Annotated in this window: 20 protein-coding genes; 6 read left to right on the forward strand and 14 right to left on the reverse strand. The window is 46.7% G+C overall.

Translation table 11 applies throughout. The features are described 5' to 3' along the window. Positions 1–5: 5 nt before the first annotated feature. The 8 genes from IE163_RS11415 to seqA all read right to left on the reverse strand — a co-directional run bounded on the left by IE163_RS11415 (position 6) and on the right by seqA (position 10912). Positions 6–491 carry an energy transducer TonB gene (locus IE163_RS11415; RefSeq protein ID WP_189433106.1) on the reverse strand — a complete coding sequence of 162 codons (486 nt, stop codon included), beginning with the start codon at positions 489–491 and terminating at the stop codon, positions 6–8. Positions 492–753: 262 nt separating this feature from the next. Next, the gene (locus IE163_RS11420; RefSeq protein ID WP_189433107.1) at positions 754–2436 is read right to left on the reverse strand and encodes a dihydrolipoyllysine-residue acetyltransferase; all 1683 of its coding nucleotides are present in this window, start codon (positions 2434–2436) and stop codon (positions 754–756) included. A 10-nt stretch (positions 2437–2446) separates the two neighbouring features. Then, positions 2447–3424: an alpha-ketoacid dehydrogenase subunit beta gene (locus tag IE163_RS11425; protein WP_189433108.1), complete on the reverse strand. Its 978-nt coding sequence runs from the start codon at positions 3422–3424 to the stop codon at positions 2447–2449. Beyond that, complete coding sequence (locus tag IE163_RS11430) at positions 3424–4608, reverse strand: thiamine pyrophosphate-dependent dehydrogenase E1 component subunit alpha (RefSeq protein ID WP_189433109.1); 1185 nt, start codon at positions 4606–4608, stop codon at positions 3424–3426. The genes IE163_RS11425 and IE163_RS11430 overlap by 1 nt, the downstream gene beginning before the upstream one ends. Before the next feature lie 201 nt (positions 4609–4809). After that, positions 4810–5847, reverse strand: coding sequence for a succinylglutamate desuccinylase (gene astE, locus IE163_RS11435; RefSeq protein ID WP_189433251.1), 1038 nt, complete (start codon positions 5845–5847; stop codon positions 4810–4812). 175 nt (positions 5848–6022) lie between these two features. Next, a complete protein-coding gene (locus tag IE163_RS11440) occupies positions 6023–8506 on the reverse strand; it encodes a glycogen/starch/alpha-glucan phosphorylase (protein WP_189433110.1) in 2484 nt (827 codons plus the stop codon). A gap of 151 nt (positions 8507–8657) precedes the next feature. After that, positions 8658–10307: a phosphoglucomutase (alpha-D-glucose-1,6-bisphosphate-dependent) gene (gene pgm, locus IE163_RS11445; protein ID WP_189433111.1), complete on the reverse strand. Its 1650-nt coding sequence runs from the start codon at positions 10305–10307 to the stop codon at positions 8658–8660. Between the two features lie 14 nt (positions 10308–10321). Beyond that, a complete protein-coding gene (seqA, locus tag IE163_RS11450) occupies positions 10322–10912 on the reverse strand; it encodes a replication initiation negative regulator SeqA (RefSeq protein ID WP_189433112.1) in 591 nt (196 codons plus the stop codon). 185 nt (positions 10913–11097) lie between these two features. On the opposite strand from seqA, the gene IE163_RS11455 reads away from it, so the two are divergent. The 4 genes from IE163_RS11455 (at position 11098) to fldA (ending at position 12951) form a co-directional block, all read left to right on the forward strand. Beyond that, positions 11098–11859 (forward strand): alpha/beta fold hydrolase, encoded by a 762-nt coding sequence (locus tag IE163_RS11455; RefSeq protein ID WP_189433113.1) that lies wholly within the window; start codon positions 11098–11100, stop codon positions 11857–11859. A 62-nt stretch (positions 11860–11921) separates the two neighbouring features. Continuing rightward, positions 11922–12119 (forward strand): DUF2788 domain-containing protein, encoded by a 198-nt coding sequence (locus tag IE163_RS11460; RefSeq protein WP_189433114.1) that lies wholly within the window; start codon positions 11922–11924, stop codon positions 12117–12119. 15 nt (positions 12120–12134) lie between these two features. Beyond that, a complete protein-coding gene (gene ybfE, locus IE163_RS11465; protein WP_189433115.1) occupies positions 12135–12407 on the forward strand; it encodes a LexA regulated protein in 273 nt (90 codons plus the stop codon). A 13-nt stretch (positions 12408–12420) separates the two neighbouring features. Beyond that, positions 12421–12951 carry a flavodoxin FldA gene (gene fldA, locus IE163_RS11470; protein WP_189433116.1) on the forward strand — a complete coding sequence of 177 codons (531 nt, stop codon included), beginning with the start codon at positions 12421–12423 and terminating at the stop codon, positions 12949–12951. Positions 12952–13006: 55 nt separating this feature from the next. Here the strand turns inward: fldA and IE163_RS11475 are convergent, their stop codons facing one another. Next, positions 13007–13471: a DUF4442 domain-containing protein gene (locus tag IE163_RS11475; protein ID WP_189433117.1), complete on the reverse strand. Its 465-nt coding sequence runs from the start codon at positions 13469–13471 to the stop codon at positions 13007–13009. 197 nt (positions 13472–13668) lie between these two features. Here IE163_RS11475 and fur point away from each other — a divergent pair, with 197 nt between their 5' ends. Beyond that, a complete protein-coding gene (fur, locus tag IE163_RS11480) occupies positions 13669–14109 on the forward strand; it encodes a ferric iron uptake transcriptional regulator (protein WP_189433118.1) in 441 nt (146 codons plus the stop codon). Positions 14110–14159: 50 nt separating this feature from the next. On the opposite strand, the gene IE163_RS11485 is transcribed toward fur, so the two are convergent. From IE163_RS11485 to IE163_RS11495, 3 genes are all read right to left on the reverse strand, one after another. After that, complete coding sequence (locus tag IE163_RS11485) at positions 14160–14654, reverse strand: GNAT family N-acetyltransferase (RefSeq protein WP_189433119.1); 495 nt, start codon at positions 14652–14654, stop codon at positions 14160–14162. 95 nt (positions 14655–14749) lie between these two features. Continuing rightward, entirely contained in the window at positions 14750–15676 is a 927-nt protein-coding gene (locus IE163_RS11490; protein ID WP_189433120.1) for an electron transfer flavoprotein subunit alpha/FixB family protein, read from the reverse strand. Beyond that, the gene (locus tag IE163_RS11495) at positions 15673–16425 is read right to left on the reverse strand and encodes an electron transfer flavoprotein subunit beta/FixA family protein (RefSeq protein ID WP_189433121.1); all 753 of its coding nucleotides are present in this window, start codon (positions 16423–16425) and stop codon (positions 15673–15675) included. Before IE163_RS11495 ends, IE163_RS11490 begins: the two co-directional genes overlap by 4 nt. A 340-nt stretch (positions 16426–16765) precedes the next feature. On the opposite strand from IE163_RS11495, the gene IE163_RS11500 reads away from it, so the two are divergent. Then, entirely contained in the window at positions 16766–18412 is a 1647-nt protein-coding gene (locus IE163_RS11500) for an electron transfer flavoprotein-ubiquinone oxidoreductase (RefSeq protein WP_189433252.1), read from the forward strand. A 59-nt stretch (positions 18413–18471) separates the two neighbouring features. Here IE163_RS11500 and IE163_RS11505 read toward each other — a convergent pair whose 3' ends face one another. Next, on the reverse strand, positions 18472–21606 hold the full coding sequence (locus IE163_RS11505; protein ID WP_229833540.1) for a ligand-binding sensor domain-containing diguanylate cyclase: 3135 nt from the start codon (positions 21604–21606) through the stop codon (positions 18472–18474). Further along, on the reverse strand, positions 21554–22543 hold the full coding sequence (locus tag IE163_RS11510; protein ID WP_373297893.1) for an aldo/keto reductase: 990 nt from the start codon (positions 22541–22543) through the stop codon (positions 21554–21556). Before IE163_RS11510 ends, IE163_RS11505 begins: the two co-directional genes overlap by 53 nt. Positions 22544–22624 lie beyond the last annotated feature (81 nt).

Raw genomic sequence — 22624 nt, forward strand, 5'->3', positions numbered from 1 at the left:
AACGCCTAGTTTGGCCTCATAACCCGGTAACCGACGACCGGTAATGCATCGACACCACGACAGCTGGTACGTTTGGCTATTTGCTCTAGCGCACAGCGCCCTTCTTTATTTTCTAAACAGAATTCAAAGCGCGTTTGCGTTTTAACTGGTGTGGTAATGAGCCCTGCTGGCACACTTTGCCACTGCCACTTCTGCAACGCTTGTACCGCTTCTCTGGCAAAATAGCGTGCTGAGGCATCAACAATCTGTACCTCGGAAATTTGATAGTCCGGGGTAATCACATATTCCAGCGTAGCACAGCCGTCTTTGCCATCACGGGCCCCCTCAATAGGATAGCGAGTTTCAATCCGATCCAAAGATTGATACTGGGCTGTCGCTAATAGCCCCTCTGTAACAGCAAGCTCAGTGTATTTTGAGGGAATGGCTGTCGATGCTGACTGGCAAGCAGTTAGTGTGAGTAGAGCAGAGAAGAGTGTTAATTTACCTTTCATGTGATATCCCTATGTTTTTTTATCATTAAACTTACAACTTCTCATTAGATCACCGTTCAAACCCAAATTCGGTAAAGCCAATAAAGTCATAAGTTTACCCCCTAACAGACCAGCACGCAACGCTATATTTACAAAAAACCATTTCGCGTAAAGAAATCTATTTACAATAAAAAACCCGGTTTCCCGGGCTGTTTAACGCAAAGGCTACCGAGCAAATGGCCCTTTGAACGCTCTTTAATCGCTTTAATCGATTGAATTGGAGTTAACGCATGGCGACCAACATACTGCTGGGTTGCTCCAGATACTGCTTCCAAAGATTGGTAAAGCGAGCAATGGTGCCACCGTCAATAATACGGTGATCGCCAGACCAGCTGATTTGCATAATTTGCCGTGCCACTACCTGAGCGTTCGCATCAAAGCGTGGTAAGGCTTGTACCTTACCCAGCGCCACTATCGCCACTTCCGGTTTGTTGATAATGGGCGTCGCCACAGTACCGCCAATGGCACCGATATTACTGATGGTAATAGTACCGCCTTTTAAATCGGCTGGGCTTACCCTGCCCTCGCGTGCCGCTTCGGTAAGCTTGGTCAGGGCATTAGCAATTTCGACAATAGACTTTTGCTCACAGCCCTTCACATTAGGTACTAACAAGCCCACTTTAGAGTCGACCGCGATACCAATATTATGGGCGCTAAAATAAGTCAGCTCGGTGCAATCAGCATTCGGCTGACTATTCATTACCGGGAATTCGTTAATGGCCAGTGATAATGCTTTCATAAAGAATGGCATCATCGTCAGCTTAACACCCTGCTTGGCATATTGATCTTTCAGTTGATTACGCAGGGCAATCAGTTCAGTTAAATCAATTTCTTCGCAGTAGGTAAAGTGTGGGATGGTGGCAACCGAATCACTCATTTGCCGCGCCATGGCCGCTTTAATACCGCGGATTGGCTCAACACGATGGGTGCTGTTTGCGACAGCCACGCTGCTTGTTGCGGCAGAGGTCGCTGTAACCTTCGGGGTCAGATCATTAACCTTCGGGGTCAGATCATGATCTGACCCCGAAGGTTTGGCAAAGGCATGTACGTCGTCTTTAAATACCCGGCCTTTGTCGCCAGAGCCTGGCACTAACTGAATATCGATACTGAGTTCGCGCGCTAAACGGCGTACCGCTGGGCTAGCTAAGGCTTTAACGCCTTTGGCTGCTGCACTATTTGCTGCAGCCTTATTGGCAGCACTGCTGTTAGTGTTTGCTGCGGTATTCGTAGCGGTATTGCTAGCTGCGGTGCTCGTTGCAACAACTTGGGATGTTACTGCGCTTTGCGCTGTAGCTGTTGGGCTTTGCTCGTCGCCCTGACGGCGAATAGCAAACAGCGGTGCATGTACCTTAGCAATATCGCCTTTGGCATAATACAGCTTGCTGACCACACCGGCGTATTTGGCTGGGATTTGTACCAAGGCTTTGTCGGTCATAACATCACAGACCGGCTGATCTTCTTCGATGTTATCGCCTTCTGCCACCAGCCATTCAACAATTTCGCACTCAACAATACCTTCGCCGATATCCGGCAAAATAAAGTCTTCGGTAATATCACGCGATACCGAAGTGCTCTTGGCTATTGTTGCTGTGCCCTCAGTTACGGTTGAACTGATCTGAGGTACAGTGTCTGAAACCGTTACCGGATTTGACGAGCTGCTGTTGTCCACTGTCAGATGCATTTCAAATAACGGTGCATGCACCTTAGCGATATCGCCTTTCGCATAATATAGCTTGCTAACAACACCGTTGTGCACGGCCGGAATCTGCACCAGCGCTTTGTCGGTCATGACATCGCAGACTGGCTGATCTTCACTGATTAGCTCGCCTTCTTTGACCAGCCATTCAACTATTTCACACTCGACAATACCTTCGCCGATATCGGGTAGAATAAAATCCTGTTTCATCGAAAACTCCTTAGAAATTAACCGAACGCATAATGGCTTCGAAAGTTTTCAGATGATCGGCCACGTATTCTTTCTCAAGGGCCAACGGATAAGGTGTATCTAAGCCACAGACCCGCTCAATGGGGCTCTCTAAATGTAAGAAACACATTTTCTGAATGGTGGCAGCAATTTCGCCGGCAAAACCACCGGTTAACGGCGCTTCATGGTTAATGACTAAACGGCCGGTTTTCTTTACCGAAGCGGCTACGGTGTCGGCATCCCACGGCAGAATACTGCGAAGGTCAATCACTTCGCACGATACGCCCTGTTCAGCGGCCATGTCCACGGCCTTTTGCACGATTTCCATCTGCGCGCCCCAAGCTAATACGGTAACGTCTTTACCTTGTTGCAGCACTTCAGCTTTACCAATTGGCAGCTCATAATACTCTTCTGGCACTTCGCCGGTAGAGGCACGGTAGAGTTTTTTCGGCTCGAAGAAAATCACCGGATCCGGGCAGGCAATAGAGGCTAATAACAAGCCTTTCGCCTGATAGGGATCGCGCGGAACGACAATTTTTAACCCCGGGGTGTGGGCAAAATAGGCTTCTGGGCTTTGGCTATGATAATGCCCACCGGCAATACCACCACCATAAGGGGTACGAAACACTAAACCACCAACATTAAACTCATTACCAGAGCGATAACGGAACTTAGCGGTTTCATTGACGATTTGGTCAAAAGCCGGAAAAATATAGTCAGCAAACTGAATTTCTGCCACTGGCTTCATCCCTTGCGAAGCCATACCATTAGCAAAACCAGCAATGCCCTGCTCAGTTAACGGCGTATTAAAGCAGCGTGCTCTACCGTACTTTTCTTGCAGTTTACTGGTGGCACGAAACACACCACCAAAATGGCCAACATCTTCACCAAAACAGACCACGCCATCGTCTTTGGCCATCGCCAAGTCCAGCGCATTATTAATGGCCTGTAACATATTCATTTTTGCCATTATTCGAATCTCCCGGCAGTAATTGGATAAGCATCCGGGTATTTACGGATATGCTGTTTTAATTCGTCCAGTTGTTGCTGTAATGCTGGGATAGGCTCGGCGTAAACATCAGAAATTAAATGCTCAATACCTGGCTTAGCGACTTTTTCGGCCACTTTTAACGCGTCTAAAATGTCCACACGCAATTGCTCGGTTTTAGCTTTATCGGCCGCTTCATCTAACCAGCCTTGTTGCAATAACCAGGCTTTAAAGCGGGCGATAGGATCATTTTTGCGCCATAGAGCTTCTTCTTCTTTAGAGCGGTAACCACTAGGATCATCCGACGAAGAATGCGCACCTAAACGATAGGCGATAGATTCAATTAATACGGGTTCATGATGCTTCAGTGCATGTTCACGGGCCATTTGTGTAGCTTGGTATACGGCCAGAATATCAGCACCATCTACCCGGATAGTTTTCATACCATAACCAACACCACGACAGGCAATACCGTCACCCACAAACTGCTCGTTTGCTGGGGTAGAAATGGCATAGCCATTATTACGGCAAAAGAAAATCACCGGAGCCTTGTGCACGGCAGCCATATTCATGCCGGCATGAAAGTCACCTTCAGAGGCTGCACCTTCGCCAAAATAACACAGGGTGATGGCATCAAGACCACGTAGTTTTTGTGCATAAGCATAACCACTGGCTTGTGGAATTTGCGTGCCAAGGGGTGAAGAAATGGTCATATAATTGATAGCATTGCTACCATAATGCACCGGCATCTGGCGGCCTTTGCCTAAATCCAGCTCGTTAGAAAACAGCTGGTTCATAAACTGTTCTAAAGTAAAACCGCGATAACGCAAGGCGCCCTGCTCACGGTATTGCGCCATAATCATATCGTGCTCAGTTAAGGCGGCAGCGCTACCTACGGTAGTGCCTTCTTCACCTAAACACTGCATATAGAAGCTGATGCGGCCCTGGCGCTGTGCGGCTAGCATGCGCTCGTCTAATACCCGGGTAAACACCATGGTATCGTACATCTTTAATGCGGTTGCTTGGTCTAACGTTGGTGCCTCTGCCCCGTCATACAGGCTACCATCGTCTTTCAGGATCCTTAAGGTCGGTATTTTTAACGCGTCACCGCCGGTAAAGGCAGCGCGATGCACCGTGGTAATGGTGGCGTTATTTGGATTGGTCATAAGGCGTCTCTTGGTTGTTAACTTGGTTTTTGATTTGGTTGTTAGCTTGGCTATTAACTTAAGCGCAATGTCGTTATTATCTTATTTTTTGCGCCTGACTTTACCTTTACGTAAACTGCATTGCAACAATACACCGGTATAAAAAAACCTGACGGCGCTTTGCACTGTCAGGTTATATTTACTGAGCGTAAAGTTTAGCGCTTAAATTAACTGCTTAGACACATCCTTTGGTATCACCATTAACATAGCGCGCTGACCTATCGCGACCTTAGCGTTAGGAAAGATTAACGCTTCCCCTTCCCGCTCTACCCGATATTCTAAATCACCATCGGTTGCCAGTAAGGTACCCATGGGGTAGCTGGTAAAGTTTTCGACGTCATCAGCAAAATGCAATTTAAAATCTTGGGTTTGTTTATTAATGGCACGATAAACTTCATACAGGTGAAAATGTGCTGCGGAAAATGGCGGAAGCTCAGCAAGGGTTGCGGTGAGCAGCGCCCTTAAGGTTTGCGCGGTTTTGGCAAAGCGCGTCATATCATTTTGACCAAATGGCTGTACTTTACCCAGTTCAATAGTAAAGGCATCAGCACCGTGCGTATTTGAGGCATAGTAACTAAAGGTGCTGGCCGCCGTTTGCATCAACAACACTGTTGTCACCTCACAGGCCGCCAGAAACTGCAACTGCTGCTTGCGCCAGGGTTTACCATGTAAAAAAGGATAAACAGCAAATTTCTCAAAACGAGAACCACGAATAGCAGTATGTAAATCGTACAAATAGCGTTGGCGCTCCCCCTCAGATTGCTGATAAAACCGGCTGACATAGTGCTCTAAATCTTTAGCTCTTTTCCGCTCAGCGTTTATCACGCCAGCACCTTTGCTATGATGCCCCGAAAATAAGCGGTTTAGGTTCTCAGTTACTTCACGCTTGCCGAGGTTAATCGCCGCCGGATTACCAATTAGCACTAACAAGCGCTCCGCTAACAGCAGTTTGCCGGTAAGAATATCTTTTACTATCTCAGCACAAATCTCGATTGGCGCAGTCTCATTGCCGTGCACACCGCAGCTTAAAATAATATCTTTAGTCCCATAGTTAACCGGCTGAAAAGCGATCACACCAGTATCCCAAACTTCGACAGCGGTGCCATTGTCCAGCGTAAAATGACACGGCGATAAGCCATCTGGGTTAGCCAGGGTAAGCGCTAAAAAATCACCGGTGTCGCGTAACTGCTGTTCAATCATCACTCCTGCTCCTGAAAAGATACCAACTGTATTTTGATATAAAACAGAATCATAACCTGAGATACCTTTTATACCAAATAAGCTTGAAACAAATTAGCGACTCATAAATAGCAAAAAACGGCAGGGATTAATCCCTGCCGTTTTAAATTATGGCGTAACCTGCTCGCTAACGATGCTAGCGAGGGATGCCACAAGATTTTAGCTGCCAAACGCGAGCAACATAATCTTCAATAGAACGATCTGAAGTAAACTTACCGACACAGGCCGTGTTAATAATGGCTTTTTCTGCCCACAGCGCTTTATCCCGATACCAGGTATCCAGTTTCTGCTGCGCGGCCAGATAAGATTCAAAGTCCGCTAACACCAGATACGGATCACCACCGTCTAATAAGCTGCGCTTAATAGCAGCTAACTCACCCGGTTTACCTGGGGTAAAGTAATCGGTTTCCAGCCAATCCAGAATGGCTTTTAACTCTGGATTATTATGATAATGCTCATAGCTGTTATAACCTTTCTCGTGTAAGGCTTTTACTTCATCCACGGTTAAACCAAAGATAGCAATATTGTCCTCGCCGACTTCTTCGGCAATTTCAATATTTGCACCATCCAGGGTACCGACAGTAAGCGCACCATTAAGTGCTAATTTCATATTGCCAGTACCTGATGCTTCTTTACCGGCTGTGGAGATTTGCTCCGACACGTCTGCCGCAGGGATCATCTTCTCGGCTAAGGTTACCCGGTAGTTTGGCATAAAGACCACTTTAATACGGTTTTTAACCCGCTTATCGTGGTTTATCTTTTCCGCTACCTTATTAATGGCATAGATGATCTCTTTGGCCAGCTTATAGCCCGGTGCCGCTTTCGCGCCAAACAAGAACACCCGAGGCACCATATCGTAATCTGGATTTTGCAAAATTCGACGGTATAACGCCAGAATATGTAATAAATTCAGATGCTGACGCTTGTATTCATGTAAACGCTTAATTTGAATATCAAACATCGCTGCCGGATCAACATCAATGCGGGTCAGCTTTTTAATGACTGACGCAAGGTCTGCTTTATTTTGCTGTTTAATGGCCATAAAGCTATCTTGCAGCTGCGGATCTTTGGCATGCTCGGCCAATTTTTGCAGTTTTTTCAGATCAGTAGGCCAATCAGTACCTACTTTCTCATCCAGCAACTTCGCTAGCCGCGGGTTACAGGCTTTTAACCAGCGCCGCGGTGTGACACCGTTAGTGACGTTGGTAAATTTATCCGGCCACAGCGCAACCATTTCCGGAAACAAATCTGATTTCACTAACTTAGAGTGAATTTCTGCCACGCCATTAACTTTGAATGAACCGACTACCGACAGGTGGCCCATCCGGACCATAGGTTCGTGGCCTTCTTCGATGATTGAGAGTTTGCGTTTTTTCTCATCATCGCCAGGCCACAACACATCAACCTGCTCAACCAGAAAGCGGCGGTTAATCTCATAAATAATTTCAATATGGCGCGGTAATACTTTTTCAAATAAACGCAGCGGCCATTTTTCCAACGCCTCTGGTAACAAGGTGTGGTTGGTATAGGCAAATACCTGCTGGCAGATAGCCCAGGCATCATCCCAAGCCATCTCAGCGCGATCGACCAAAATACGCATCAGCTCAGGAATAGCAACAGCTGGGTGCGTGTCATTTAGCTGAATCACCACCTGCTTGGCAAATTGGCTCCAGTCATCGCCATGACGGCGCTTATAACGACGGATAATGTCTTTTAAGGAACACGAGCAGAAGAAATATTGCTGGATTAACCGCAGCTCTTTACCCGCATCGGTTTCATCGTTCGGGTAAAGCACTTTCGAAATGTTTTCCGCTTCCACGTTTTCGCGCGCAGCATCTATGTAGCCACCCGAGTTAAACACGTCCCAGTTAAAGAAATCACTGGCGCGGCTCTCCCATAAGCGCAGCACGTTTACCGAGCTGCCGTCATAACCGACAATAGGAATATCCCAAGGTACCCCTTTGATAATACGGCCAGGGTGCCAGACTTTTTTCATCTGACCTTGTAAGTCATACACGGTCTCAACATACCCGTATACAGCAATTTCTTGTACAGATTCCGGCCGGCAGATTTCCCAGGGGTTACCATATTCGCGCCAGCTGTCTGGTCGCTCAATTTGCCGACCATCCTGGAAGCTTTGCTGGAATAAACCATTCTCATAGTGAATGCCATAACCAATAGCCGGGTAATTTAAGGTCGCCAGCGATTCGATAAAGCAGGCGGCAAGACGGCCTAAACCCCCGTTCCCCAGGGCCATATCTTCTTCCTGATCTTCCAAATCAGCGATATCAATACCCAGTTCTGCTAAAGCAAGTTTCGCCTGGCTATATAAGCCAAGATTGTGCAGGTTATTGCTGAACATGCGGCCCATCAGGTACTCGAGGCTAAAATAGTGCAAAGCCCGGGTATCTTGCTCATAATGAGTGCGTTGCGTGGTACGCAAACCATCAAAAACCTGCTCATTAACAGCGGCACAGGTGGCACGCCACCACGCCTGATGATTGGCTTTATTGAGATCGGTACCAAGAGTAGAGTGTAAATGTTTAACGATACGTTCTTTTAACTGCTCAGTCGCAGTTACCGAAGCCGTGGCGGCTTTCGCTGTTGAGGTCTTTTTCATTGCCAATCCTAAAGTTTTTCCGCGCTGATAGCGACTTTAAAGCACATTTGTAGAAAAATTACAAAAACAATACCTCAAAATCGCTCTTTTGGCAAAGATTACCCGCCACTTCGTAATTTAATTACATAAATTACCCAATAACCAATAGCGCTTACAACTTACTAAAGACATCCGCTACAAAAGCTTTGGCATCTTGCTCTAATTGCCCCAGATGAGCTTGATCGACAAAGCTCTCCAGATATATTTTATAAGCATTTTCCGTGCCTGATGGCCGGGCAGCAAACCAACCATTCTTGGTAACCACTTTAACACCGCCGATACTGGCATCATTGCCTGGCGCCTTGGTCAATACCGCTAAAATTTCATCACCGGCCAGAGTTTTGGTGCTAACACTACTGACATCAAGGTTTTTCAAGGCCGCTTTTTGCGCCGCGCTAGCGGGCGCATCTAGCCGCCGATACAAGGGTGAACCCAGCTCACGGGTTAATGCCTGGTACTGCTGATACGGATCTACACCGGTTTTTGCCAACATTTCTGCGGCCAGCAGGCCTAAAATAAAGCCATCTTTATCCGTTGACCACACAGTGCCATCGTGGCGTAAAAAGCTCGCACCGGCACTTTCTTCACCGCCAAAGGCAATATCACCTTTATACAGACCGTCTACAAACCATTTAAAGCCAACCGGTACTTCTTTTAAAATACGCCCTTGCGCGGCCACTACCCGGTCAATTAACGCACTGGATACCAGGGTTTTACCTATGGCGAGCTTTTCATCCCACTTGGGCCGGTTAGCCAGTAAGTAATTAATAGCCACCGCCAGGTAATGATTCGGATTCATCAAGCCGCCACTGCGGGTAACGATGCCGTGGCGGTCAAAATCAGGATCGTTACCAATAGCAATATCAAACTGATCTTTTAGCTGGATTAAACTGGCCATCGCATAGGCAGATGAGCAATCCATGCGAATTTTGCCGTCTTTATCCAGTGACATAAATGAGAACGACGGATCCACTTTATTGTTGACCACCGTAATATTTAAACCATAACGCTCGGCGATTTTCGGCCAAAACGCGATACCGGAGCCACCTAAGGGATCGACGCCAATGCGGATACCGGCTTTTGCTATGGCAGCCATATCAATCACATTTTCTAAATCATCGACATAATGCTGAATGTAATCGATATGCTGGCAGTACCCTGATTGCAGCGCCAGGGTATAAGGCATCATTCGCACCCCTTCCAGATCGTTGGCCAGTAAGTGATTGGCACGCTGTTCAATCCAATCTGTGACGTCAGTATCTGCCGGGCCGCCATGTGGTGGGTTATATTTAATACCGCCATCTTCCGGTGGATTATGGGATGGCGTAATGACGATACCATCGGCTAGCTGGCTGGTAGCACCCTGGTTCTGGGTTAAAATGGCGTGAGAGATCACCGGTGTTGGGGTATAGCCTAAGCCTTTTTGGATACAAACCTGAATATTATTGGCAATTAATACTTCTAACGCACTGGCAAAAGCCGCCTCTGACAGGGCATGGGTATCTTTGCCTAAAAATAATGGGCCTGTGATACCGTGCTTTTTACGGTAATCTGCTACCGCCTGACAAATCGCCAATACATGCGGCTCGTTAAAAGAGCAGCTAAGCGCACTACCACGATGGCCTGAAGTACCAAAACTGACTTTTTGCTCTGGATGCAAATGCACATCCGGTTCCAGCACATAATAGGCCGTCATTAAGCGGCAGACATTGGGAATAAGTTCGTTGGGAACCGGCTGACCTGCCAGCGGATGTAATGACATAACTTTTCCTTAAATTAGAGTAAATCGCGAATACGTTCGGCATCTTCAGCACTATAGCCTAGTTTTATGGCAGTTTCTGTTAGCATCATCTTTTTGCGCGTGGTATTAGAGTTCGTAATCACCCAGAATTCGGTGTTGGGGATTTGTTTTGGATTGGTGCTGGTGCCGGTTTCGTTTAACTCGGCAGCCGAGTTACCAAAATACAGGCGATTGCGGCCTTTAATATCTAACACCTTATGAAACTGCTTTTTATGTACCCGCGCTAATACCGACAGTAAGTACAAAAAGCGCCCAACAATATTCTGCTCGGTTTGCAGATCTGCTGGCGTAACTAAATCAAAGATATTGCCTACTTTGCTCTCTTTTACTGCTTTCGCATCCGTTGGCACAGCAGCATCTTTACTCGCAAGGTTTTCTTGATTATCGCGGTTTGTTTTAGTCGTTATTTCTGGCGCGATATTTTTAGGCTCAGCGGCACTGGCCGCGGCCTTCACTGGCGCTCCGGGTAACAAACGACGCAGGATATCGGAAGCACTTTCCCCAATTTTCAGAGTTTGGCCTGCGATGTATTGGTATAAATCGTCATCTATTTCAATGGTTTTCATAGGTTTAATCCGTAACGTCAAATTCGCACCATTATATACCCAAGTGAGTTCAAGATGCGAGTTTCAGAGCGCCTGAGCGGGGCTAACGTCCATCTTGTGAAGTCACTCGGTTATATAACGCAATTGCCACTGACGCCTGTAAGCAATTTTGTTAAAATAGCGCAAATTTAGCAGACAGGATAACTATGATTTTACATTATCAACTTAGCGGTTCTGGTCCGGCGGTGGTATTAATCCATGGCCTCTTTGGCAGTTTTGAGAACTTAGGCAGTATTGCCAGAGCCCTTAGCGATGACTTTCAGATTATTAATATTGATGTGCGCAATCACGGTCGCTCTGCGCATAGCGATGAAATGAACTATCCGCTATTGGCAACAGATTTGGCCGATACGCTAGCGCATTTGCAGATTAAACCCTTCGCACTGGTTGGTCACTCTATGGGCGGCAAAATAGCTATGGAGTATGCATTACGTTATCCAGATAGCGTGGCACGCCTGGTGTTAGCTGATATCGCTCCGGTTAGCTATCATGCAAGACACCAAAGCATTTTTGCCGGGCTTAATAACGTTGACTTCGCACATTTGTCTAGCAGAGCCGAAGCAGACAAGCGGTTAGCACAACATATTCACGAGCCTGGTGTACGGCAATTCCTGCTAAAAAGCCTGGATAAAACCGACAACGGCTTTCGCTGGCGCTTTAACCTGGCAGCGTTACATACCCACTATGCCGAGTTAATTGGTGCACCACAGGCTGGCGGGCAATTTAACGGCCCAGCGCTTTTTATAAAAGGCGGAGACTCAGATTACATTTTACCAGAGCATCGACCGCTGATTGTGCAACACTTCCCACATGCGCAAGCGAAAGTGATCCAAGGCACCGGGCATTGGCTACATGCAGAAAAACCTGCCGCCTTTAACAAGCTGGTACGGGATTTTTTATTGAGCTAGCGCAGAATTTTTTCTGCGATTTATGCTATAGTGCGCGCACTTTTTTCACAGCGAGCCAACACATGAGCATAGAGCAGTTTGAAGCAATTGGATTATGGCTGGGATTGGGCGCACTGTATTTCTTTATTGTGCTGGCCATCCGGGACGTGCTGAAAAAAAGTCAGGCACCAAAGATGGGACAGTTTTTCGTTTGGTTGGTACTGTTTTTATCACCTTTGGTGTTTATCGTTAAAACTATTGTGCAGTATTTTTTCGAATAAAAGGGCGATTGATTCATGGCTAAAATTGCCACTGATCGCACGACTATTGATTTGTTTGCGCTGGAAAAACGCCCCGGCAGACCCAAAACCAACCCGCTGCCACGGGAAGAACAGCTAAAACTGAACAAACGTAATCAAATTAAACGCGATCGTGTAAAGGGGTTAAAACGTATTGAATGTAAAGTGCCAGAGCAGTTATGCGAAAAACTGGATCAGGCGGCCCTTGAGGCAAACATGACACGTAGTAACTTTATTGAATATCTTTTAGAACAGGCTTTGGCCAGGTAAGAAGGCTTATAACATGGCAACAGTTGGTATTTTTTTTGGTAGCGATACAGGTAACACCGAACATATCGCCAAGATGATCCAGAAAGAACTGGGTAAGCAGCTCGTTGAAGTGCGTGATATCGCCAAAAGTAGCAAAGAAGATATCGCTACTTTTGATTTACTGCTGCTTGGTATCCCCACCTGGTACTATGGTGAAGCCCAATGTGACTGGGATGATTTTTTCCCTGAGCTGGAAGGCATCGATTTTAACAACAAACTGGTAGCCATTTTTGGCTGTGGCGATCAAGAAGATTACGCCGAGTACTTCTTGGATGCTATGGGTACATTACGCGATATTATCGAGCCCAAAGGTGCTATTATCGTAGGTCACTGGCCAACTGCCGGTTATAACTTTGTGGCCTCTAAAGCCCTGGTTGATGACAACCACTTTGTTGGTTTAGGGGTTGACGAAGATCGCCAGCCAGAACTGACTGAGCAAAGAGTTAAACAGTGGTGTAAGCAAGTTTACGAAGAGATGAGCTTAGCCGAGTTTGCTAATTTATAATCGCTAGCTAGCATTACACTTTACAAAGGCCGCTTGCGGCCTTTGTTGTTGCTGCCTAACGGTATTTTGGCTTTTTGCGGATGTAAACAGTGCGGTTTACCTCGCAAACCACATTATTCTCGGCATCTTTGATATGCACCAAAAACTGCGGAAAATACTTATCGCCCTGTTCAGTCTGATCTTTAATCTCGTTTACTTTGTCGTCTGATAGCCAAAATTCGGCGGTAAGTTTGCTAAGACCCGGTTTGATAAAATTAATATCAGCTTGTTTATCCCAAACAATATATTCCCGTCCCAAGGCTCCCATTAACATTAACGGATAAATCGGATCCGTCATCGCAAACATCGAGCCACCAAATTGGCTACGGTTGATGTTTTTAGTCCAGGGCCGCGATTTTAACTCAACTTTGCAATAGCGGTAATCATCGCTTAATACCGCAACCTTAATACCGCTAAAGAAAAAAGGCGGCCAAAAATTTAAAAGATGGCGCATCACCGCCGGTTTAAATGCCCAACGCATAAGACTCTCTGGTAAGACCTGTTTTAGGCATTGTACCTAAGCTAGCTTAAGGCACAAGCTTACCTCGAAAAAATCTTTGCTTGTAACTCAGAAGCACGCAGCTTTCTCAGCATTGACTATTAAAGTGCACAAAGCAATTGAATATATAACTAATGCCTTTATAATCCCTGTAAGTTCACGTTTAAAAAAGAGTACTTATGAACGACCATAATACCGAATTACGCAAAGCAGGCCTTAAAGTTACCCTACCACGGGTGAAGATTTTAGAAATTTTACAAGATCCAAAACATCAGCATATTAGTGCTGAAGATGTTTATAAAATCTTACTGGAGTTGGGTGAAGATATCGGTCTGGCTACGGTGTATCGGGTACTCAACCAATTTGACGATGCAGGCATTTTAACACGCCATCATTTTGAAGGCGGCAAGTCCGTATTCGAACTGACCGGTGCCAACCACCATGATCACCTGGTCTGCCTGAAATGTGGCAAGGTCGTCGAGTTTGAAGATGATATGATTGAGCGTCGTCAGTTGGAAATAGCCAAAACCAACGGCATTAAGCTAACCCATCACAGCCTCTACCTATACGGTGAATGTGAAGACACCGAGCAGTGTAAAAAGAACTCTCAAGGTCACTAATAAAAAACCTCCAGCTGGAGGTTTTTTATTACATAAACAAAGAGTACAGCTTAATGGTTTGGACTAACACGGGCCATTAGCAAGGCATTGATATAATTACCGTACTGAAAAGCGTAGTCGGTTAATTCGGCCTCAACTTCAAAACCAAACCGCTCATAAAGCGCTACAGCCGGCTCATTAGAGGTGTAGACCAATAACTCGACACGGCGTAATGCCAGCCAATTATCGGCCATATCCAGTGCGGCTCGCAACAACGCCGAACCAATACCCTGCCCTTGATAGGGTTCCGAAACGCCCATACCAATTTCAGCCACATGGCGTCTTCTGGGGTTTTGCATCACCTGTAATCCGAGCTGGCCCACTACCATACCTTCTACTTCTGCGACCAAATTATAAAAACCGGCTTGTGGCATAAATAAGCTTTGCCATTTTGCTTCCGGTTGATAAGGTAATTGCAAGGTATTGGCATAAACCGACGATTGATCATAAATGGCTTTTACTGCGGCTAAATCAGCAGGTTCAGCATGGCGGATCACGGCTAACATAGAGAGGCTCCTTAAATGATAACCTCATCTTAAAATTGCCCCTATAAAAAAGCCAGCAAAATTGCTGGCTTAGTCTTAAGATAGAAAGCAACAGCTTACAAGGCTGCTTCTAACTCTGGCAAAATGGTAAATAAGTCACCCACCAACCCGTAATCAGCAACCTGGAAAATAGGGGCTTCGGCGTCTTTATTGATGGCGACAATCACTTTTGAGTCTTTCATACCTGCCAGATGTTGGATAGCACCAGAAATACCAACAGCAATATAGAGGTCGGGCGCAACAATTTTACCGGTTTGACCAACCTGCATATCATTGGGCACAAAACCGGCGTCTACCGCAGCCCGAGAGGCACCGATAGCGGCATTAAGCTTATCAGCAATACCGTTAAGCAAGGCGAAATTTTCACCATTTTGCATACCGCGACCACCAGAGATAATCACTTTAGCGGCGGTCAGTTCCGGCCGCTCTGACTTCGTTAGCTCTTCGCTGACAAAACGTGACACACCAAGCTCTTTAACAATATCCAGTTTTTCGATAGCAGCGCTATTACCTGTTGGTGCCGCCGCGAAGGCCGAACTGCGTACCGTTAACACCTTAATGCTATCGGCAGACTGCACGGTAGCAATGGCATTACCGGCGTAAACAGGACGGACGAAGGTATCGGCGCTGGCGATGGCAATCACATCAGAAATTTGGGCCACATCCAACAAAGCAGCTACTCGTGGTAGCATATTTTTGCCAGTAGTAGTTGCAGCAGCAAGAATATGGCTGTAACCCTTGCCTAGCTCAGCAACTAAAGCGGCGACATTTTCTGCCAGCTGATGACCATAGGCCGCATCATCAGCGACCAATACTTTAGTTACACCCACTACCTCTGCAGCCTGTGCAGCGGCAGTCTGGCATTGTTCACCCGCCACCAGCAGATGAACCTCAGCCCCCAGCAAGCTGGCGGCCTGTACAGTTTTATAGGTATCGGCTTTTAAACTGCTGTTGTTGTGCTCGGCAATTACTAAAATCGTCATGAGATCACCTTTGCTTCATCTTTTAATTTACTAACCAGTTCAGCGACATCACTTAGTACAACACCGGCCTTACGGCTTTCAGGCGCTTTTACACTAAGTGTTTGCACCTTGGACTCCAGCGCCACACCGAAACTGTCAGCGGCGGTGACATCCAAAGGTTTCTTTTTCGCTTTCATGATATTAGGCAGTGACGCATAGCGAGGCTCATTTAAACGCAAATCGGTAGATACCACTGCGGGCAGGGTTAACTCCACCGTTTGTAAACCACCGTCTATCTCGCGGGTTACCTGTACTTTACCCTCGGCGACAACCACTTTTGAAGCAAAAGTACCCTGCCCCATGCCGGTTAAGGCGGCCAGCATTTGGGCGGTTTGATTATTGTCTGAGTCGATGGCTTGTTTACCCATGATCACCAGCTGTGGTTGCTCATTGGCAACGACCTTCGCCAATAACTTGGCCACTTGTAAGGAATCCAGCGTTAATTCTGTATCCAGTTGAATAGCTCGATCAGCGCCAAGTGCTAAGGCAGTACGTAGTTGCTCTTGCACTAACTTATTACCGATAGATACCACAACAATTTCAGTGGCAATACCGGCTTCTTTTAACCTTACCGCTTCTTCTACGGCGATTTCACAAAACGGATTTAGTGCCATTTTAACGTTGGCTAAGTCCACACCACTGTTGTCCGGCTTAACCCGAACCTTAACGTTGTAATCGATAACCCGTTTTACCGGTACTAGAATCTTCATAATGGCCTCATCTGAATGCGTATGCTTATCGCCCGAAAATTAAAAATGCTACCTATTTGCCGTGATGTGCAATATTAAGAGGCAATAACTTTAATTTTTTTGCAGATAAACAGCCTGCTTTACGTGCAGGTAAAGTATAAACTAACGACTGTTCGACAATCTACTTCCTGTTGACGTTAACGTCAACCTGCAATATTCTGATACGCTAAGATTATTAGCATTAGCTGTAAACAATAACATCCATAGCGGCGCAGTAACTTAACACTTCGTCGGTTAAGTACAGTGTGATACAAGATGCTATAGGCAAACATGGCAGCATAAGGGGTTAAAAGTGGAAAAAATCGAAAGAGAAGCAATGGAGTACGACGTTGTTATCGTCGGGGCAGGCCCATCCGGTTTATCTGCTGCTATTCGTTTAATGCAACAAGCAGCCGCGGCAGCCAAAGAAATCAGTGTATGCGTGGTAGAAAAAGGCTCAGAAGTCGGTGCGCATATTCTCTCTGGCGCAGTATTTGAGCCACGGGCCCTCAATGAATTACTGCCCGATTGGCAACAGCAAGGTGCCCCCTTAACGACTCCTGTTACCCATGATGATATTTATTTATTTAAGGACGCTAATTCAGCGCGTAAATTGCCTAATCTGCTGGTGCCAAAAACCATGCATAACAGCGGCAATTATATTGTCTCTGCGGCCAACTTATGTCGCTGGTTGGCGGAGCAAGCCGAAGCGCTCGGTGTAGAAATTTTCCCCGGCTTCGCTGCCAGTGAGCTCATTCTTGAAGACAATGTGGTAAAAGGCATTGTGATTGGCGATATGGGGCTAGACCGCGAAGGCAAGCCAAAAGACAGCTTTACCCCGGGGATGGAACTACGGGCTAAATATACGCTCTTTGCTGAAGGATGCCGCGGCCATTTAGGCAAGCAGCTTATTCAGCACTTCCAACTCGATACAGATAAATCACCGCAGCACTATGCTATTGGCTTTAAAGAAATCTGGGATGTGCCTGCAGAGCAACACCATGCTGGTCTGGTAGTGCACTCTGCTGGCTGGCCGCTGACGGATGCCAGTGGCGGTGGCTATTTATATCATGCCGAAGGACAACAGGTGGTGTTAGGCTTAATTGTTGATCTTAACTACAGCAATCCATACCTTAACCCGTTTGAAGAGTTTCAGCGCTATAAACAGCATCCTATCATTAGCCAGTATCTGCAAAATGGTAAACGTGTCGCTTACGGTGCCCGCGCTATTGCCAAGGGTGGCTTAAACAGCTTACCTAAAATGACCTTTAACGGCGGTATGTTGCTCGGTTGTAATGCTGGCACCCTCAATTTCGCTAAAATTAAAGGCAATCACACCGCGATGAAATCGGGCATGCTGGCCGCTGAGGTTGTGGCCGAAGCCTTACTGGCGGGCGATGAAGGCGGTAAAGATTTAACGGCTTATGCTACACACTTTACCAATAGCTGGCTCTATGACGAGCTATACCGCTCACGTAATTTTGGCGCGGCAATTCATAAGTTTGGCACCTTTTGGGGCGGCGCCTACAACACCCTTGATCAAAACCTATTTGGCGGCAAATTGCCGTTTACCCTCAAAGATCAGACACCCGATTATGCCATGTTAAAACCGGCCAGCAGTGCGCAAGCCATTAGCTACCCCAAACCGGATAACAAACTAAGTTTTGATCGCTTAAGCTCGGTCTATCTATCGAATACCAACCACGAAGAAGAGCAGCCCTGCCATTTGAAACTAAAAGATAGCAGTGTGCCGATAACAGTAAACCTGGCGAAATTTGCCGAACCCGCACAGCGCTATTGCCCGGCAGGGGTGTATGAAATTATCGAAGAGCAGGACAAAGGGCCACGTTTACAAATAAACGCCCAAAACTGCATTCACTGTAAAACCTGTGATATTAAAGATCCCAGCCAAAACATCACCTGGGTAACCCCTGAGGGTGGCGGCGGCCCTAACTATCCTAATATGTAGTCGTTATATTAAGCACAAAGCCGCTGTCTAGCGGCTTTGTTTTGGAAAGCGATTGCCATTTAATGCTGTAACACTGCAAGCCCCTGCTGCACTGTCCTCTTTATGCGGGGACTGGCATCAAAGCTAAAAGCACCACTTCTTAGCATTTGTAATACATTTTGCTGCAACCAATAAAGGGGGTCATCTGCGGCATCATTAGGGCTTAATTGTAACCAGCCCGTTTTACCCGCAGCTTTTACCTGATACAAGGCTTTATCTGCTAACGCCAGGGCTTGGGTCCAGCTCCAATCACTATTTTTAGCGAACGGATAGCTGACCACACCTATTGAGCAACTAATTTTTGCGAGCTGATGCTCACTTATCAGCCAAGGTTCATCTTGCATGGCTTGTAACAAACGATCTAAAAATATCCCAGGCGGTTCATTACTCTCCAAGATAAGCAAAAATTCTTCCCCCCCCCATCGGATCAGATGATCTGATTGACGAACCAGTTGCTTTAAAAGCAATGCCATCTGTTTTAACACGGCATCACCCGCTTGATGACCAAATAAGTCGTTTACCTGCTTAAAATTATCTAAATCTATTAGCAAACAATGCAACGCCCTGTCTTGACGTTGGACGCTGGCTAGTAATGGCCCGACTATTTGCTGCAAATAATGGCGATTATGTAATCCGGTTAACGCATCGGTGATACTTTGCTGCTGTAAGCGTTGGTTAAGAGCAGCAAGTTGTTGATTGGCGGCATCTAACTGTTGGGTGCGTTCTTGTACCATCAACTCTAATTGTTGCTGTTGATGCGCCAAACGTTTAAGCCATATCCAGTAAAACAGATATAACATCACCAGTACCAATAAGACCAGGAGCAGATAAAACCAGCTTTGTTCGTACCAATGGGCTTTTAATAACAGCGGTTGCTCAACAACATCGCTCCAGTCGCCCTCGCCTTGATAACGCACCTGCACTTGAAACTGAAATTTACCGGCAGGCAAATTAGTATAAAACGCCTGGCGACGATCATTAACTTCAACCCAATCTTGCTCGTAACCTTTTAAACGGTAACGAAAAATCAGCGCTTTTGGCCGGTAGTACACTGGTGCTGTAAAACTAAAAACCAGATCGCGCTGCGCTGCAGCTAACTGCAACACAGGGGCATTAGGCAAACGCTGTCCCGCCGCAACAACCTGTTCGATAATGGCGGCGGGGGTGATGATCTCCTGCCGCAATGCCGGTAAATCAATACTGACCATGCCATTTAAGGTAGGCAGATACAATTTATCCTGCCACACCAAACCCTTACTGTTACCTGCACCGTTACAACAGCGAAAGCCATCTACGCCAGCTTCAGCACCACTGTCATCGATGATAACCTGTGCAACGACTTCACCTTGCTGCAGTACTTGACTCTGTAAGCGGTAAACACCGTTAAAGTTAGATACCACCACACCTTGTGGCGTTTCAGCTAAAAACAATACATCTGCCGTGGGTAAGCCATGCTGTGGCAACACTTTGTACCAACCACCCTGACCATCTTCATAAGCAAAGCCATGCTGAAAAGTCCCTAACAGGATCCGACCATCAGCCAGCTCTGTAATAAAGGATACATACACGTTGGAAAGCAAGGGATCCGTGACCTGCCGCAGGCGACCTTGCTCTAATACATAAGCTCCCGCTGAAGTACCCAACCATAACCGATCCTGGCTATCAGTAAATACCATCCGGATCCGGGCGGGGCCCCCCTCAAAGAGCGCTGACATTAACTCTGGTTGCTGACTATTTGCTGCTAGCCGGTATAAACCATCGAAAGTACCAATCCAAATAGTGCCATCGGCGCTTTGAGTTACACCATTAATTTGAATATGATCCAGACTGGGATAACGCGTTATCTCAGTATAGTCGGCACTGATACGATTAAGTCCCCGGCGGGTACCTGCCCAAATGGCGCCGTCATAAGCGCGATACAATGAATAAACGACTGGATGTGACAGCTCGCTGCCACTGAGCAAGGTAGTAAAGCGCTCGCCATCAAAGCTGGCTAAACCACCGTTATAGCCAACTAACAACTTATCAGTCGTTGCCTGTAAGGCCCATACGTATGGATCAGGTATACCAGACGCTACCGCGTGGTTAGCTGTGGCATCGGCTCGCAAACGCATTAAACCATGCGTTTTACTGCCAAACCATAAATAGCCATCTTTACTCTGATAAGCACTAACCAACCAAGGCACGCCTTGTGCAGCACTGATATCAAAGCGTGCCAGGAGTTTTCCGTCCTGTAACTGGAACAACTCATGATAAGTCGCAATCCAGGTTGTACTTTGTTGCTTAAACAGCAGTAACACTTCATCCTGGATCTTAGGCTCAGCTAAACTTACCTCACCACTGTTGCTATGGTATTGCCATAATCCCTGTGCCGTGGCTAACAACAACCCTTGTTGATTAACTTGAATTGCCTTAATCAACCAGCCAGGCTGCTGCTGATCATAAATTATTTGGTATTGCTGTGCCGCCGGTAAATGCTGCTGCCAGAGAGCGAGATAGCCCGGACCGCCAATCCAAAGCTTCTCGCCATCGGCCAGTAAACTGGTTACTGGTCTTGTTGGGATAGGCAAAACACTGAGCTGATCATTTTGCCAAAGCAACAATTGCTGTGCGGCAATAAATACCTGCGCCGCGTTGTTCTCAACAATGGCTTCAACACTGCCAACACTGTCACCATTTAGTGTCAGCTCGCTAAAAACCTGCTCGCGGCGTAAGATAAGTTTGTCGGAGCTGCCGATTAATAAATCGCCTGCAGTGGTCGCAAAGAGACTACGTAACAACGGGTTGGTAAAGAGTGCTGAGTTTGCGGCATTAAAGACTTTAAATTGATTGCCATCAAACTGAGCTAAACCTCCTTCAGTCGCAAGCCACATATAACCCTGTTGATCTTGCGTGATGGCAACTACGGAGATTTGCGGCAAACCATGCTCAGTGTTCCAGACTCTTCGATGTAGTTGATCATATGGTTTAAGCAGCGACTGCTGTGCAGTTAGCTGATTAGCTTGGCTGTAACACGGTATCAGACTTGCAGCCAACACCAGCAATGCCATTAACAGCAACGGGTAACCTAAGATGCGCGGTGCTATCACCTTTACAGCCATCTTAAGGTAACGCCGCGCCACGGGCAGCAACATAAAGCTGATACCAGTGCTCACGCGTTAGCATGATAACAGGGGCTGCTGCACAAGCTCGAATTCGCTGTAAATTTGTTGAGCCTATAACAGGTTGGATTGCGGCAGGATGCCGCATTAACCAAGCCAGCAGTATAGCTTCACTGCTACATTGATACTCTGCAGCGAGTTGTTGTACCACTTGGCTTACCGCCTGTTCAGTTTGAGTTTGCCCGGCAAAGCTCGGACTAAAACGCCCTTGCGCCAAACTACCCCAGCTTTGCAGCTGTACCTTATTTAGCTGGCAGTATTCCAAAGTGCCATAACCAAAATGCCGCTCGGCGCCTGCTGGCATACCAATTAATACGCCTTCTTCCAACCAGTGATGCGCTGCCAGACTCATTTCTAATTGGTTAACCCGCAGCGGTTGCGACAGCTGACTTTGCAGCAATTGCATTTGCGCCCAGCCCATATTCGACACACCAAAGTGCCGTACCTTACCTTGTTGAGTAAGCACGTCAAAAGCGGCTGCCACTTCTTCGGCCTGCATTAACGGATCAGGCCGATGTAATAGTAGTAAGTCCAGATAATCCGTTTCTAAACGGGCCAGGGTGCCATTTACCGCGTCTAAAATGTACTGTTTTGAACAATCGTACTGCCCTGTTTGCCCCGGCTGTGCTAGTTTAATGGCGCATTTCGATTGGATATAAAGTTGCTGCCGCTGCGCAGGAAATTGCTTCAGGTAACGACCAAATACCGCTTCAGCTTTATTAAAGGTATAAATATCCGCGTGATCAAAGAAATTAATACCACTCTCTAGTGCAGTATCAATAACCGAAAAAGCCAAGTGTTCATCAGCAGCAGATATTGGCTCGGCATTCCAACCACCACCAAGCCCCATACAGCCCATAATCAGGCGGCTGGCTTGCGGTAATAGCGTATGGATGGGTAGCATTTGGGAAGTCTGAGTTGTTGTTGTCATAAGTATATCCCTAAGATTTGTCGCTATTTTAACCTGAACACCGGCTTACACCAACGGCTTTCTCTTTATTAGTAGCAACAT

This window comes from Alishewanella longhuensis, from assembly GCF_014653435.1.
GTDB classification, from domain to species: domain Bacteria; phylum Pseudomonadota; class Gammaproteobacteria; order Enterobacterales; family Alteromonadaceae; genus Alishewanella; species Alishewanella longhuensis.

Coding starts and splice junctions, on each gene's coding strand:
- IE163_RS11420 (WP_189433107.1), bottom strand. CDS start 2,436: ATGAAACAGGATTTTATTCTACCCGATATCGGCGAAGGTATTGTCGAG.
- IE163_RS11475 (WP_189433117.1), bottom strand. CDS start 13,471: ATGCGTTGGGCATTTAAACCGGCGGTGATGCGCCATCTTTTAAATTTT.
- IE163_RS11440 (WP_189433110.1), bottom strand. CDS start 8,506: ATGAAAAAGACCTCAACAGCGAAAGCCGCCACGGCTTCGGTAACTGCG.
- IE163_RS11415 (WP_189433106.1), bottom strand. CDS start 491: ATGAAAGGTAAATTAACACTCTTCTCTGCTCTACTCACACTAACTGCT.
- IE163_RS11485 (WP_189433119.1), bottom strand. CDS start 14,654: ATGTTAGCCGTGATCCGCCATGCTGAACCTGCTGATTTAGCCGCAGTA.
- IE163_RS11490 (WP_189433120.1), bottom strand. CDS start 15,676: ATGACGATTTTAGTAATTGCCGAGCACAACAACAGCAGTTTAAAAGCC.
- IE163_RS11430 (WP_189433109.1), bottom strand. CDS start 4,608: ATGACCAATCCAAATAACGCCACCATTACCACGGTGCATCGCGCTGCC.
- astE (WP_189433251.1), bottom strand. CDS start 5,847: ATGATTGAACAGCAGTTACGCGACACCGGTGATTTTTTAGCGCTTACC.
- IE163_RS11425 (WP_189433108.1), bottom strand. CDS start 3,424: ATGGCAAAAATGAATATGTTACAGGCCATTAATAATGCGCTGGACTTG.
- IE163_RS11455 (WP_189433113.1), top strand. CDS start 11,098: ATGATTTTACATTATCAACTTAGCGGTTCTGGTCCGGCGGTGGTATTA.
- fldA (WP_189433116.1), top strand. CDS start 12,421: ATGGCAACAGTTGGTATTTTTTTTGGTAGCGATACAGGTAACACCGAA.
- IE163_RS11510 (WP_373297893.1), bottom strand. CDS start 22,543: ATGACAACAACAACTCAGACTTCCCAAATGCTACCCATCCATACGCTA.
- seqA (WP_189433112.1), bottom strand. CDS start 10,912: ATGAAAACCATTGAAATAGATGACGATTTATACCAATACATCGCAGGC.
- IE163_RS11495 (WP_189433121.1), bottom strand. CDS start 16,425: ATGAAGATTCTAGTACCGGTAAAACGGGTTATCGATTACAACGTTAAG.
- fur (WP_189433118.1), top strand. CDS start 13,669: ATGAACGACCATAATACCGAATTACGCAAAGCAGGCCTTAAAGTTACC.
- ybfE (WP_189433115.1), top strand. CDS start 12,135: ATGGCTAAAATTGCCACTGATCGCACGACTATTGATTTGTTTGCGCTG.
- IE163_RS11460 (WP_189433114.1), top strand. CDS start 11,922: ATGAGCATAGAGCAGTTTGAAGCAATTGGATTATGGCTGGGATTGGGC.
- pgm (WP_189433111.1), bottom strand. CDS start 10,307: ATGTCATTACATCCGCTGGCAGGTCAGCCGGTTCCCAACGAACTTATT.